Below are 14,636 nucleotides of genomic sequence, written 5' to 3'. Positions count from 1 at the left end.
GTACCCAATCTTATTTGTTCCAGTTATGTAGGAGAAGTTGTGCTACCTGGTTGACAGGATAGGCGGGTATTTTTTGCAAGACGTCTTTCATCCATTCAAAAGGATTGACACCATGCAGCTTGCAGGTACCAAATAAGGAATAAAGCATGGCGCTTCTTTGAGCGGCTTCATGAGATCCGGCAAAGAGGTAATTTTTTCTTCCGATAGCAACCGGCCGGATGGCATTTTCTACTAAGTTATTATCGATGTTGAGTTTTCCGTCGGTTGTATAGGTTGCCAGACCATTCCATAATTTCAGACTATAGGCTAGAGCTCTTCCAATGACACTTTTAGGCGTTGTTTCTATGTAAGTCTTCTTCATCCAGCTATGCAAGGCATTGAGGATGGGAACAGCTTTTTGTTGCCGTAGCGCTAAGGTTTGCTGCACATCGAGGGATTGATCCCTGGCAGTCCTTTCAATTGCGTACAATAGTTGTATCTGTTCAAGCGCACATTCTGCCCGGCTTTTGTCATTTTGCAGGGCATCATAGAACTTTCGCCTGGCGTGTGCCCAGCAATGGAATAAAGTAATGTCCTTCTCTTTATCCAGGAAGTTGTATCCGCTATACCCATCTGTCTGCACATGGCCCTTAAAGCTTTTCAACATGTCCGAAGGGCCTTCTCGTCCACGACCTGGCTGGTAGTCAAAGACAACCATTTCGCTTAGGGAGTTGTGATATACCTTTAAACTGGCAAAATGGAAAAGAAAAACTTTGATTTCAAATCATTTAAGAAGCAGGAAGCAGGCGACAAATCGGTTGAAGAACGATGAAACGCTGTTAGGCTAATAAGGCATTCTCCTTCAGACAATACTGCACCATAATGTTTGAGGATGCCAAATTTATGCTGGTTTTGTGCGCCGGTTTTATCAATTATTTAAGAGTAAAAACAAACATTTAATCGCTTATTCTTGATTATCCTAGCTTATTCAACAATCATTTGCATTAAATCAATTGGTTTTGAAAGAACTTGGACGTTTGCAGGAGACTTACCGCTTTCAAAGATTGTTTGCCAAAATCCATAATTTTGTTTCCCTCCAAAAATTGTACTTGAAGCTTCTTTATTAATCCAAAGTGGAAGGTTAGCTAAATTCCTTATAAAGGACCGAATTCTTTGCCATAGTGGCTCAGCGAACTTATATTGAAATAGTTTATCCTCCTGGATGGGTTTCCCATGCATAATATAATAGTTCTTAATTATTTGCGAAATATATCGAAGCCAGGTGTACATAATTTCTTCTTTGGCCATTCGCAAAGCTCGTAAATGATTGATTGGTATATTTTCCCCTTGCTGAATTCTATTTTCTATTCTATAGGTACCAAGTTCAACATCAAAATGCTCTATAAATAATTCCTCAGCTACAATGTTCATAAGCTCGGTTATTTGATCTTTTTCTAACTCTCGAGGGTTCTCCCCTTCTTCAAGTTTATGATCTATCGGTGTAATTAATACATCTTGATGAATAAAGAAAGAGTAGAAAGTTTTCTCTATTGTACTATAAGAAACTGGTAATTTGTTACTTCGCCCCCCCAATTCTGTAAACTGTCGTAGCTTATTATCCGGACTATAAGTAATCGCATCCCGAATTGCATCTAGAATATAACGCTTTACCTCTTTTGATTCTCCTCTAAAATAATTAAGTAAATCTCTTTCAGAAAAATACAAATTATCTTCTTGCAATTCATGTTCAACCTGATATCGCTTAACTCTTTGAGAATATAATGTATTACCTAAATGGCGTTGGACTGATTTATCAAACGCAACTTGTCGTAAAGTAGTACCTGCATGGAAATTAGTTAGCGTTAGCCTGTTTTTATCAGGGTTAATGAAAATACGAATAGGAATCTTTCGCACGCCTAACAAAATTTGAGCAGCAACCTTATGCTGACCATCAAAGACTTTTACTTCCGATCCATCACCATTTTGATTTTCAACCCATCCCAGTGATACCTGAAGTTGTGGATTTTTGTTATAAAACTCTTTAACCAACTTTGATATATTATCTCCAATTGAGCGAGGATTAATAACATCATCATGGTAGATATATTCTATAGGAAGTTGAACGAAGAAATATTCGTCATCACTTAAGTAATCTGTATATACTGGTACTTCATAAACCCTGTTATCACCTAACTGAGGAAGAGAATAACGAATGATTCCATCAAACATTGAAAAATTGAGTTTAAATTTCCCACCACCTTCCGTAGCGAGAATATCCTGCAGGTTAGGACCACGGTTATCCTTTTCCGCTTTTTCTTTTATTTTCTCAAAACGTTTCAGAACCCTAGCAACCTCTAAATTAGAATCTTGCTTAGAGCGATTGCAGCTGGAATGTGTTAAAGCAAAATTCATAGGATCATCTTTACCACCGAGTTTAAGCGGCATTACATGATCTATATCTAAAGACCCATTATGTAAGTTTAGGTCAATTATATCTTCACAAATAAAACATTTACCAGATTGAGTGTTGAAGAGTTTATCTTTTAGTTGCCCATATTGCTGAGTATTAAGTCCGCTAAGAAAATGTGAGCTCATTTTTATCAATATTACGTATGTTAAATAAATATTCTATGCAAGCATACGAAAAATGCGGGACAGCTGATAAAAATATGCAAATAAAAACACTCATTTTTATTTGTTAGCCATACGAATTTAATGGAATTAAAGTTTTTATTCTCCATCAAGGTGATGCTATTTCAACTATTCTATCATGTTTTTGAAATTATCAGCTCGCACGAGGAGATCAGAGCAGTAGTGAATTTACCATTAAATCATCTATTTTATCCAAACTAAGTAATAATTGGAAAACAGACTAGGGCTTGATCACCGCATCCTGTCGATACCCTCTATTCTCCCCTTGCTTCACATACCCCAATTGGTTGGTCAGCATCCGTGTATTACCGACGTTGAACTCCGGCGTATTGACATGGTGATGGCCAAAGATCCAGGTATCGATGGATGATTGGTAAATAAAATCATGGAGCTCGGTAGCGAAGGCTTCATTGACTGGTGAGTTTTTATATTTAGCCGGATAATTGAGGAAGGTGGGTATATGATGGGTGGCGACCACTATTTTGGAGGTTGGCGCAGCAGCAACGGCGGTCTCAATAAATTGCCGACATTCCTTGTGGAGACGGTTGCTGTGCAGGGGAAGATAACGCTCGCCACCATGGGTGATGGCTCTGAAGTCGGTGACGTAACGGGCAATGGTCCACTCCGCGGCCGGACTGATGTGGGACCATAAGGTGGAGAAGACAAGGGTGATACCCTCCAATTGCTCCACCTGGTTATTGAGGAGGAAGACATTGGGGCGGATGGCCTCGCGGAAGGGGCCGCTGCGGTGGAGGATATCGCTGCCGTAATACTCGTGGTTGCCGGGCAGCCAGTAGGTAGCCTGGAAATGATCGGACAGGTAATGAAAGAAGTCCGGGAACTGGTCCATTTCGGCAAAAGGCAGGATATCGCCCGCCAGGATGAGGGTATCGGCAGCGGGAAGGATGGGCCTCTTCTTCCACCAGGCATAATTCTCTGGCCGCTCGAGGTGGAGATCGGAACAGTATTGGATAGTCATGGACAGCAATATACTAACTGCTAATCAATATACGGGTCGATGATACCGCTGGAGTAATAAGGCTCCTTAACAGTAAACTGGGACAGGTTGATGCTGCCCCAGAAAGGCTGGGAGTACAGGACCTTTTCTTTACTGCAATTGGCCGGATCGGGGTATTTGAGCTCGACGCGGAGGGAGGTATTGAACTCACCTTCATAATGGGGCACCACAAATTTCCAGTAGGCCCCTGGTTCAAGGCGCAGCCAATGGTAGCTGTTGCCGCAAAAGGTTTCGGGCATATATTGAATGTCTTTCCACTGGCCCTTTTCATCCTGAGCCTGGACCTTCATGTAGAGCTGGCTATCCTGACCGCGGAATAAAAAGGTATCGGCGGTGGTATTGGTGAGGTAGAGGGAAAAGCCATAATACCTGCCGGCAAAGGTATCGACACGGGCGGTATCGATGAGCAGGGACAAGCGGTTGGATGGAATGGAAAGGGGCAGCCTTTTCTTCTGCGGGAAATTATTGCTGGTGGCCCATCCGCCACTGTGGTGATCGCCATCAGGCCCCAACGTGGAATAGGCTCTGAAGTGGGCACTACCGATATAGTCGATATTGAGTTTGCGCAAGAAGCGGGAAGTATCGGGCGCCTCCTGCCATACCTGCTTTCCCCGCCGATCGAGGTAGGTGGACTTGCCATCGATGATAGTCTTGAGCAATCCATTGATAAAGCCGGCAGGATGGTATTGCTGGATGATGGTATTGGTGAGGGCCTGGCTATCGAGGGACATGATCCCAAACAGCCTGGGGGTATATTGAGGTTCATCGAAACTGTATACAAAATAATTACCGATGATCTTGTCGATGGAAGGAAACAAGGGTGATATTATGTAACGGCCACTGGTATCGATAATAGCCCAGCGGTCTCCGTTTTTGACAATGGCATAGAGGCCGGTAAAGGGTGCTTGTTCCACATCATCAAAAGGCTCTTTGTTGAGGATGGTGAAGGTGGTATCGATGAGGAAGTATTTATCTTCAACTGTCCTGATGAAAGCGCGGCCGCGGGAGAAATCGGTGCACCGCACATAATTGGTATCGTCCAACGCGAGTCGGCCCTGCCGGTTGATGTACCCCTCATAACTTCTTTCCTTTTCGAGGTTGACGACGGCGAAGCCCTGGTGAAAATCGCCGCTTATATAACCGGGCGCTGAAGCGGGTCGCCTGAACAGGAGGTTACCCCGAGCGTCAATGGCTCCTTCATCATCATAATCATCCTTCTTGCCGGGAGCCTTTATATCAACCATAGCATATCCATTTACGAATGGTTCTATCGCTTCATATTTACCAAAAGGTACGATGGTATTGCCCAAGGTGTCGATAACAGCGTATCGTGGGCTGAGGTATTTCCTCCTATGTGATCTATTCAGTTGTATAATGGCCACTCCTTCCTCGTAAGCATTGATTCGCCAGTAAATGGTATCGACAATTAGTTTGCGGGCAAGTATGTCGATGATACCATAGTTGCCTTTTTTTGTTTGAACGATGGCTTTGTGCGGGCTAATGAATTCAAGGGATGTAAAAACGGGTGGGAAGAGGGCTTTTCCGGAGCGATCAATGATATAGGTCTCGTTGTTCTTAACAACCAAGGTGACGCTATGGTGGAAAGAGTAAGCTTTATCGAAGGTAGGATTGATCACATATTTACCCCAGGCATCGATAAACCCGTATTGGCCATTTTCCCTGACAGCAGCCAATCCTTCGGAAAAATCCAGGCCGGCATAATAAACAGCGGGGATGACTACCTGGCCACGGGCATTGATATAACCTGTTTTGCCCTGATCGTGAATAATGAACAGACTATCCTGCCTTGCAAGGGAAGGTAATGCTACGAGGGTCCAGGCAAAAAATAATAAAGCGTATTTGAGCATACATGGTTTTGAAAGAGATGCAGGGCCTGCTTGCTTTACATAGCTCAAACGCACAGATACTAAACTGGCCGGCTTTTGTAAAATACAGGAAGAAAGTAAAGGACACAATGGTTTGAGGGTGATTTAAGATTTTTTTAGAGAAAGATAGTATTTGCAGCACTTAGTCGCAGCAACTTCCATTTGACAAATGCTAATTACTTGAATTAATATTTGCCATTTAATCATTGATTTACAGGCTAATAAAAGCCAAAATAATTAGCCAAAAAAGCATCCAAATGACTAAATAAATTAGTAAATTTAAAGGGTCAAATAATTCCATTTTACCTTAATCCTACACGCATTATGAACCCCAATAACCAAGCTTTTTTTGAGACCTTTTTTTATCAGGTACCTGACGCGGCGTTGAAGATAGTGGTTTTGCATGCCCGCAATACTTTATGGCTTAACCAGCGACGGCTGGCGGCACTATTTGGTGTGGACAGGACTGCCATCATCCGACACTTTCAAAACATCTTCATCACCGCCGAACTGGATGAGCAGGCTGTATGCGCCCCTTTTGCACAAACTGGCCTGGATGGCAAAACCTACCCCATCCGGTTTTATAACCTGGACGCCATCATTGCAGTGGGCTACCGGATCAACAGCAAAAAGGCCACACAGTTCCGCCTGTGGGCTTACCAGGTTTTAAGCGGATTTACGATTAAAGGTTTTGTATTGGAAAACGATCGGGCGCAAGCAGTTACAAGCCCGGGTAAAAGTTATTTTGATAATCTGAGGGACCGCATCCGGGCAATACGGACCAGTGAAAAGCAATGCTACCAAAAGATCACGGCTATCTACGAGGAATGCAGCATTGATTATGCGCAGGATGCGGTCATTACGAAGGAATTCTTCCGGACGGTACAGAATAAATTGCATTGGGCGGTGACGGGCAAAACGGCTGCGCAGATCATTGCGGAAAGGGCCAAAGCCACGGTACGGCATATGGGACTGCAAACCTGGAAAAATGCCCCCATAGGAAAGATCGTAAAGTCGGATGTGAACATCGCCAAAAACTACCTGGCGGAAAAAGAAATGAAAGCACTGCGCAGGATCGTAACGATGTACCTGTATTATGCAGAAAACCAGGCTGCACGCCAGATACCGATGAAGATGCAGGACTGGATCGATAAACTGGACAGCTTTTTACAATTCAACGAATACAAGGTATTGAAGGATACGGGAGCTATCACTCCGGAAGCGGCCAAGCAACTCGCGGAAGACGAATATCAACAATACAAAACGGCCTTGTTGCTGAACCCATAATACGCGCGCTTGCGCACATACCCCAGTTGGTTGGTGAGCAAGCGGGTGTTGCTGATGGTGAACGCCGGGGTATTGGTATGGTGATGGCCATAGATCCAGGCGGTGATGGGTGATGTTTCTATATAGTCATCCATTTCAGTGGCGAAAGCTTCGTTGATGATGGAGCCGCGGAACTGCTTTGGATAATGCTGGAAGGTGGGCACGTGGTGGGTAGCGACGATGACGTGCGGGCTGGTGGCTGCGGCCACGGCGGATTCGATAAATGCCCGGCTTTCGGCATGGAGGCAGTTGCTGTGCAAGGGGCGGAAGGGTTCGCCATCGCGGGTGATGAGCCGATAATCGGTGACGGCGCGGGCAATGTCCCACTCGGCTGCCGGACTGATATGTGACCACAGGGTGGAAAAGATGAGGGTAGTATCTTGTAGCTGCTCCACCTGGTTGTTGAGGAGGAAAACGTTGGGGCGGATGGCTTCGCGGAAGGGGCCGCTGCGGTGCAAGCTATCGCTGCCGTAATACTCGTGGTTGCCGGGCAGCCAATAGGTAGCCTGGAAATGATCGGACAGGTATTGGAAGAAATCCAGGAACTGGTCGGTTTCGGCAAAAGGCAGGATATCACCCGCCAGGATGAGGGTATCAGCAGCAGGAAGGATGGGCCTTTTCTTCCACCAGGCATAATTCTCAGGCCGCTCGAGGTGGAGATCGGAACAGTATTGGATGGTCATATTTATTTTTATAGCATCGGTACCAATTGTGTTATCCCAAACCAACCCAGGTAGCCTATTGCCACGCAAAGCATGGCAATGGTAGCCAATACTTCGCCCGAATTACTGACCACAAAAAGAGCCGGGTCATCAGGCTTATAATAAATAAGGTGTTCACTACCATGTCGGTAAAAGGATAATTCAATTTGTAAAGAATGTCTGGGTCTACCCACTATTTTCCTATTGCCCCCGGTGTAAAAAATGATGGTAGGCACTAAAGCATTCCTGATAAAAAATTTACCTGATAAGGTATTGTTAGTAATCGTTCCAATAGCTCTCTCCCCTTTTTTTTGTAAGGTGTAGTAGGTTTTTAAGAACCGTATTGAATGAACCGCCGTATAAATAAAAAGGACGGCCAGGAATATATACGCTACTGCCATAGTTACATCAGAAAACAAGCTAAAAGATAATCAAATTATGGTACACATTGCGATAAACCGCAGTTACAAAAGATCATGGTGCAAATCTTCTTGATTTACCTATTACTCCGCCTCGAGCAAGGACGTGCAGGAAAAGCAAAACGCCCCCACCCGACACAAACAACGGGCGAGGACGTACACCTGCTATTATGAATAAGAGAACAAACGCTACAGGGACATGCTTACGGCAGCGGCAATCACGACCAGATCGACCACCACGCTGACCAGCAGCACGGGGATGGTGATCTTAGTAGACATGGCGGCCAGGTTGACGATGAGTGACATGGCCATGGCGGCCAGGGCTGTCATGAACAGGAAAAGGTTCATGCCGGTGAGGGCCACGATCAATAAGATGGTGAGGGGTGTGAGGGCACAACCAAAACCGCCGAGGGCCAGGGCCAGCCACAAGAGACGGTTCTCCTGCTGGGCATCGGCCCAATGGATAAAACGAGTGAAAACGGAATTGCCTTTGGCAGGTATGGTATAAGAAGACTGAACGGTAGAAGGATGGATTGTTGTTGACATAACGATTCGATTTGTTTACGGCATAAAGATCGGACGGAGTGGGTTAGTAGAAGTTGACAATGGTTAAGCGGGGAGGTGATCCTGGTCAGGAGGGAAGAGGCAACGAGGCATGGAGACAACGAGTGGAAGGCATTGAGGCGAAGGGGCAAAGAGAGGTGGTAAGGTTCTTTAGCTCAGGGTGAGCCGCCCTCAAAGGGCGACCCACCCTGATGGCGGCTTCAACAGCCCTTCGCCAAGCTTCCCGCAAAGCGGGATGACATTGCTCAGCCTGACACCAGCAGGGGATAGCCGGACAGGATTTTTTACGCTACATTTGTCGGGCTTAGTCATATTGAATACCAAATCAACTCATTCATGTCTCTTCAACACATCGCAGTGATCGGCGCCGGCACGATGGGCAATGGCATCGCACACGTATTTGCGCAAAGCGGCTTTACAGTGAACCTTATTGATGTAAACGGGGCACAACTCGAAAAGGCGGTGCAGACGATCGGCAAAAACCTCGACCGGCAAATAAGCAAGGGTACGCTGACGGAAGCACAGAAAGAAACTACGCTGGGAAATATTACCACGCATACGGACCTGGCCGCAGGAGTAGAAAACGCGGAACTGGTAGTAGAAGCAGCTACAGAAAACATCGACCTCAAACTAAAGATATTCCGTCAACTGGATGAAGCAGCGCCTGCCGGGGCGATCCTGGCCACGAATACCTCCTCGATCTCGATTACTAAAATTGCTGCGGTAACGAAAAGGGCCAACAAGGTGATCGGCATGCACTTTATGAACCCGGTGCCAGTGATGAAGCTGGTAGAGATCATCAATGGGTATGCCACAGACAAAGGGGTGACGGACACGATCGTATCGCTGAGCACGCAACTGGGCAAAGTGCCTTGTGTGGTGAATGACTACCCGGGCTTTATTGCCAACCGCATCCTGATGCCGATGATCAATGAAGCGATCTATAGTTTGTATGAAGGGGTGGCGGGTGTAGAGGGGATCGATACGGTGATGAAACTAGGCATGGCGCACCCGATGGGGCCCTTGCAACTGGCGGATTTTATCGGACTGGATGTTTGCTACTCTATCCTCAACGTATTGTATGAAGGATTTGGGAATCCGAAGTATGCGCCTTGTCCGCTGTTGACGAATATGGTGACAGCGGGTTATTTAGGGATGAAGAGCGGAGAAGGATTTTATACATATACGTCGGGGAGTAAGGAGCTGGTGGTGAGTGAACGATTTAGATAGGCGGCAGTTCCCGCATAGCGGGACAAGCTGTGAATCGGCAATACTTTTGATACGAAAACCTTTTGCTACGAATCCTTTGCTTTGAGAGCAGATTTCTCACTACGCTGCGCTGCGTTCGAAATGACAAATGCGAGGCAATCGTGAATCGGCAGTCGGCAGTCTTTTGCTGCGGATTCTTTTGCTTCGATAACAGATTTCTCACTCCGCTGCGCTGCGTTCGAAATGACAAGGAAGGGAGATTGCGATCCGTTCGAAATGACAACCCAGAATGATAGAACTCCGTTCGAAATGAACAAAGATTATGCTTTCTTCACTTCTACACCTCTGAGATCGCCGAGGCGGTACAGGGCTTCCTGGAGGCGGGCTTTGGAGATACCGATGCGCAGGTGGCAAAACAGGCCCAGGTCCTGCCCGAGCACGGTGCAGTTGAGCTGCTTGACGACGATCATCACCTCATTCATCTGTGAGTAATCGAAGTTGACGGTATAGGGCACCTCAATAAAACGCTGGGTGGCGGGCATTACCTGGAGGACCATGGAAGCAGCGCTCTTGTAAGCATTGATGAGACCGGGCACACCGAGCAAGGTGCCCCCGAAATAACGAACGACCACAATGAGTACATTGGTGAGCTCTTTGCTGTCGATCTGGCCGAGGATGGGCTTGCCGGCAGTACCGGAAGGCTCGCCATCATCGCTGACACGATAAACATTTTTATCGGTGCCAATACGATAAGCAAAACAATGATGGGTTGCTTTGGGATGTTCTTTCTTCACTTCTTCCAGGCGCTGCTTAAACTCCTCAATGGTATTGATGGGAAATGCAAAAGCAATAAACTTACTGCCCCTGTCTTTGAACTCGGCGGTGGCGGGCTTTTCCACGGTATAATAAAAATCCTGCTCGATCATGGTTGTCATATGTTTTGATCCCGCTCTACTGTGCTTTATAAGGCAGCTTCGCTTCTTTTAATGATCTGTATAGTATCGGTTCCTAGTTGTTGTGTTTGCACCAGGGTGCCTGAACGCAATACGGGTGCTGGTATTCCGTCATCCACGAATAAGGCATTGTTAGTGATGACCCTGGCTTCGTCCCAATACCCTTCATCGATAAAGGATTGTAATAACTGCGCACCTCCTTCCACGAGTACGCTCAATATCTTTTGCTGGTACAGGGCATTGGTGACCTGTTGCACCAGGCTCCGCTCTTTTGTGACCTGGTAATACAGAAGGTTGTCCTGCTGCTGGTGTTGCAGGCTGTTGAAAACGATGGTCCTTACTTTTTGATCAAACAAGTTCAGTGACCTGGGCAGGCGCAGGTCGCTGTCCACTACCAGTCGCACGGGATCGGGACCAGTCCACAGGCGGGTGTTGAGCTGTGGATCATCCCACAGGGCGGTATTGGCGCCCACGAGGATGGCGGCTTCTTCGCTGCGCCACTGGTGCACGAGGCGGTTGGTCAACTCACCACTGATGTGGAGGCGGGTATGATCGGTATTGCCGATGAACCGGTTGGCGGTCTGGGCCCATTTGAGGATGATATAAGGTCGATGGGCTGTATGAAAAGTAAAGAATCGTTTGTTGAGGTCGATAGCGGCTTGTTCCAATACACCTACGGTAACGCTGATGCCGGCAGCCTGCAGTTTTTCGATGCCCTTGCCATCGACTTCCACAAAGGGATCGCGGCAACCGATGACGACTTCGGGTATGCGGTGGCGCACAATGAGATCGGCACAGGGGGGTGTTTTACCAAAATGGGCACAGGGCTCCAAGGATACGTACAGGGTGGCATGGGGGATGAGGTGGCTGTCGGCGGCGGCCACGGAATTGATGCAATTGGGCTCGGCATGGGGGCCGCCATATTGCCGGTGAAACCCCTCGCCGATGATGCGGCCCTGGTGCACGAGCACGGCTCCCACCAGGGGGTTGGGGGCTGTGTGGCCGGCGGCCAGACTGGCCAGTTCCAGGCAACGGTGCAGGTATGTTTCGTGGGTGGTCAAAAGATGAATGGTGACAGGGTTTTCCTGTGTGAGGCGCAAAGATACGGTGGTTTAGGGTTTCGAGTTTGGTGTTTCGGGTTTTGGGTTGCTGCTGCGCTTTGCCATTCCCGGTCTTTTAGTAGTCAATTGGTTCATACACAGGAAGCCCCAACATGAAACACTACACCCGAAACGGTAAACGCCTACCTTTGCCGGCATGACGATCCAGGAAGGGCAACAAGATCTGACCAGGCAATTGGGTACGGCCTACGAACCGCGTGAAGCTGCGCAAATAGCAGATTGGGTAATGGAAAACCTGAGCGGCCTGAAGAAGATCGACCGGTTACTGCACAAACAAAAACGGCTCACCCCGGAGCAAGACAAGCTGCTGGAAAAATATAAGGCGCAATTGCTGGAACATACACCGGTGCAATATGTGTTGCACGAGGCCTGGTTTTATGGACTGAAGCTGTATGTAGATGAGCAGGTGCTGATACCGCGGCCAGAGACGGAAGAGCTGGTGGAATGGGTGGTGGCGGAGGTTGATAATCGGCAGTCTGCGATCGGCAGTCGGCAGTTGGTCATCCTTGATATTGGGACGGGCAGTGGTTGCATACCCATTGCACTGAAAAAGAAATTGCCGGGCGCAACGGTGTACGGCTGTGATGTAAGTAAGGGAGCCTTGGGGGTGTCGCGGCAGAATGCACGCAACTTAGCTGCAGCTGTGGAGTTTCTGTTGGTGGATTTCCTGCAAGTAGATCAGTGGGCGGTACTACCGATGGCTGATATCATCGTGAGCAATCCGCCCTATATCCCGGTTAAAGACAAGGCAACGATGCACGCCAATGTATTGGAGCATGAGCCGCACCTGGCTTTGTTTGTGGAGAATGATGATCCGCTGCTGTTTTACCGGAACATTGCCCGGTTTGCCCAGGGGAAGTTATTGCCGGCCGGCCGTATTTATGTGGAGATACATGAAGATCTTGGTGCTGCTACGGTACAGGTTTTCCAGGAGCATGGATTCGCAGTGGTATTGAAGAAAGACATGCAAGGCAAGGACCGGATGATCAGGGCTATGAAAATTAATTAGGAAGTAATATATTTAAGAATAGGCCGAGTAAGATCGGGTGAGCCGCCCTTTAAGGGCGACCCACCCTTTAGACGGCTTCTACAGGCTCAGTCCCGCAAGGCGGGATAAACTCTGACAAATGTTAAGGCTTCGACAGGCTTCCCGCGAAGGGGGACAAGCTCTTTAGACGCCTTCGACAAGCTCAGGCTGACAACCGTTAAGGGTGACAATTTCATTCAATTTTAATTATTGGCGCATGTCATTATACAAGAAAGAAAAGCTGTCGGGATGGGGTAATTACCCGGTATCGGAATCCTACAAAGTACAAGTGCGGGATGCGGGGGATGTGACCAGGACGTTGCAGCAGGGGAGCCTGGTGCCGCGCGGGCTGGGCCGCAGTTATGCAGACCAGGCAGTAAATGACAACCACTATGTGGGGGATTGTACGAAGCTGAACCGCCTGCTGGCCTGGGACGAAACAACGGGTATACTGGAATGTGAAGCGGGGGTAAGCCTGGAAGATATCATCACCAGTTTTGTACCGCGGGGTTGGCTGCCGATGATCTGTCCGGGTACAAAGTTCGTGACGATCGGCGGAGCGATTGCGAATGATATACACGGTAAGGCGCACCATATTGATGGCTCTTTTGTGAACTGTGTACTTTCGTTTCGTATACTGCTGGCAGATGGGCGTATCCTGACGGCTTCGCGTACGGAGAATGCAGACCTTTTCTGGGCCAATTTTGGCGGACTGGGCTTGCTGGGGGTGATCTTAACAGCACAAGTGCAACTGCGCAAGATAGAGACGACTTATTTCAAGCAAAAATCGGTTGTGATCAAGGGGCTGGACCATATGCTGGAGGCGCTGGATCAATATGATCATGAATACAACTATTCGGTGGCCTGGATTGATGCGATGGCCAGGGGTAACAAAATAGGCAGCGGGGTACTGACGCTGGGGAATGCTGCGAAGCTGGCGGAACTGCCACCCAAGCTAAGCACTAATCCCTTGCAATTGCATAAGACGAGCAAACTAACGGTGCCTTTCTTCCTGCCCTCTTTTACGCTCAACAACTTTACGGTGAAGGTGCTGAACCGGGTGATCGCTTTTGTGCAGAACTCACCGAAAGAGTTTATTCATTACGAAAAGTTCTTCTTCCCGCTGGATGCGATCAACCACTGGAACCGGGGTTATGGCAAGCGGGGATTTATACAATACCAGTTTGTGATACCGGAAGACAATGGCCGCCAGCACCTGGCGGAGATACTGGACATGATCGCGCAAAGCGGCTGCACGCCCTTCCTCAACGTATTTAAAAGAATGGGAGATGGACAAGGGCTGCTCTCCTTCCCTTTCAAAGGTTATACGCTGGCGATCGATTTTCCAGTGACGGATGGGCTGTTTGCTTTCACGCCCAAACTGGACGCGAAAGTACTGGATGCCGGCGGGCGGTTGTACCTCGGTAAAGATGGGTTGCTGAATGAAGGGATGTTTAAGGCAATGTATCCGCAGTATACGGAATGGCTGGCGGTGAAAAGGAAGTATGATCCGGAAGGGAAGTTTGATTCGAATATCGGGAGGAGGATTGGGTTGACGAAATCGTGAATCGGCAGTCGGCAATCGGCAATCGGCAATCGTGAATCGGCAATGCTTTTGCTTCGTAAAGAAGAACGAATGGGCTTTTGCTTCGATAGCGGATCTCTCACTCCGCTTCGCTGCGTTCGAGATGACAAAACGGGGATAGATATCCGTTCGAGATGATAACATGGATATAGATATCCGTTTGAGATGACAAAACGGGGATAGATATCCGTTCGAG

12 protein-coding genes are annotated in these 14,636 nt (G+C 47.7%); 4 read left to right on the top strand and 8 right to left on the bottom strand.

The genetic code is table 11. From position 1 onward, the window contains the following. Nucleotides 1-10 precede the first annotated feature (10 nt). From tnpC to D3H65_RS30605, 4 genes are all read right to left on the bottom strand, one after another. Entirely contained in the window at nucleotides 11-757 is a 747-nt protein-coding gene (gene tnpC / locus D3H65_RS30620; protein WP_262707714.1) for an IS66 family transposase, read from the bottom strand. A 206-nt stretch (nucleotides 758-963) separates the two neighbouring features. Beyond that, nucleotides 964-2,574: an HNH endonuclease gene (locus tag D3H65_RS30615; protein ID WP_119053954.1), complete on the bottom strand. Its 1,611-nt coding sequence runs from the start codon at nucleotides 2,572-2,574 to the stop codon at nucleotides 964-966. A 277-nt stretch (nucleotides 2,575-2,851) separates the two neighbouring features. Continuing rightward, nucleotides 2,852-3,610, bottom strand: a complete 759-nt coding sequence (locus tag D3H65_RS30610) for a metallophosphoesterase (protein WP_119053953.1) — start codon at nucleotides 3,608-3,610, stop codon at nucleotides 2,852-2,854. 20 nt (nucleotides 3,611-3,630) lie between these two features. Continuing rightward, complete coding sequence (locus D3H65_RS30605) at nucleotides 3,631-5,517, bottom strand: WG repeat-containing protein (RefSeq protein ID WP_119053952.1); 1,887 nt, start codon at nucleotides 5,515-5,517, stop codon at nucleotides 3,631-3,633. Nucleotides 5,518-5,859: 342 nt separating this feature from the next. Here D3H65_RS30605 and rhuM point away from each other — a divergent pair, with 342 nt between their 5' ends. Beyond that, nucleotides 5,860-6,822, top strand: a complete 963-nt coding sequence (gene rhuM, locus D3H65_RS30600) for a RhuM family protein (protein WP_119053951.1) — start codon at nucleotides 5,860-5,862, stop codon at nucleotides 6,820-6,822. Here rhuM and D3H65_RS30595 read toward each other — a convergent pair. After that, nucleotides 6,786-7,544 carry a metallophosphoesterase gene (locus D3H65_RS30595; protein ID WP_119053950.1) on the bottom strand — a complete coding sequence of 253 codons (759 nt, stop codon included), beginning with the start codon at nucleotides 7,542-7,544 and terminating at the stop codon, nucleotides 6,786-6,788. The two genes, rhuM and D3H65_RS30595, sit on opposite strands and share 37 nt — an antisense overlap. Nucleotides 7,545-8,170: 626 nt before the next feature. Continuing rightward, nucleotides 8,171-8,527, bottom strand: coding sequence for a hypothetical protein (locus D3H65_RS30585; protein ID WP_119053948.1), 357 nt, complete (start codon nucleotides 8,525-8,527; stop codon nucleotides 8,171-8,173). Between the two features lie 354 nt (nucleotides 8,528-8,881). On the opposite strand from D3H65_RS30585, the gene D3H65_RS30580 reads away from it, so the two are divergent. Then, on the top strand, nucleotides 8,882-9,775 hold the full coding sequence (locus D3H65_RS30580) for a 3-hydroxyacyl-CoA dehydrogenase family protein (RefSeq protein ID WP_119053947.1): 894 nt from the start codon (nucleotides 8,882-8,884) through the stop codon (nucleotides 9,773-9,775). A 299-nt stretch (nucleotides 9,776-10,074) separates the two neighbouring features. Here D3H65_RS30580 and D3H65_RS30575 read toward each other — a convergent pair whose 3' ends face one another. Continuing rightward, entirely contained in the window at nucleotides 10,075-10,689 is a 615-nt protein-coding gene (locus tag D3H65_RS30575; protein ID WP_245999630.1) for an IMPACT family protein, read from the bottom strand. Between the two features lie 26 nt (nucleotides 10,690-10,715). Then, complete coding sequence (ribD, locus tag D3H65_RS30570; protein WP_245999629.1) at nucleotides 10,716-11,807, bottom strand: bifunctional diaminohydroxyphosphoribosylaminopyrimidine deaminase/5-amino-6-(5-phosphoribosylamino)uracil reductase RibD; 1,092 nt, start codon at nucleotides 11,805-11,807, stop codon at nucleotides 10,716-10,718. 157 nt (nucleotides 11,808-11,964) lie between these two features. On the opposite strand from ribD, the gene prmC reads away from it, so the two are divergent. Beyond that, on the top strand, nucleotides 11,965-12,837 hold the full coding sequence (prmC, locus tag D3H65_RS30565) for a peptide chain release factor N(5)-glutamine methyltransferase (protein ID WP_119053945.1): 873 nt from the start codon (nucleotides 11,965-11,967) through the stop codon (nucleotides 12,835-12,837). Nucleotides 12,838-13,072: 235 nt separating this feature from the next. After that, nucleotides 13,073-14,422 (top strand): FAD-binding oxidoreductase, encoded by a 1,350-nt coding sequence (locus tag D3H65_RS30560; protein WP_119053944.1) that lies wholly within the window; start codon nucleotides 13,073-13,075, stop codon nucleotides 14,420-14,422. Nucleotides 14,423-14,636: the final 214 nt, after the last annotated feature.

Origin of the sequence: Paraflavitalea soli (assembly GCF_003555545.1) — a bacterium.
Taxonomy (GTDB): Bacteria; Bacteroidota; Bacteroidia; order Chitinophagales; family Chitinophagaceae; genus Paraflavitalea; species Paraflavitalea soli.
This window is presented reverse-complemented; position numbering and strand designations above follow the sequence as displayed.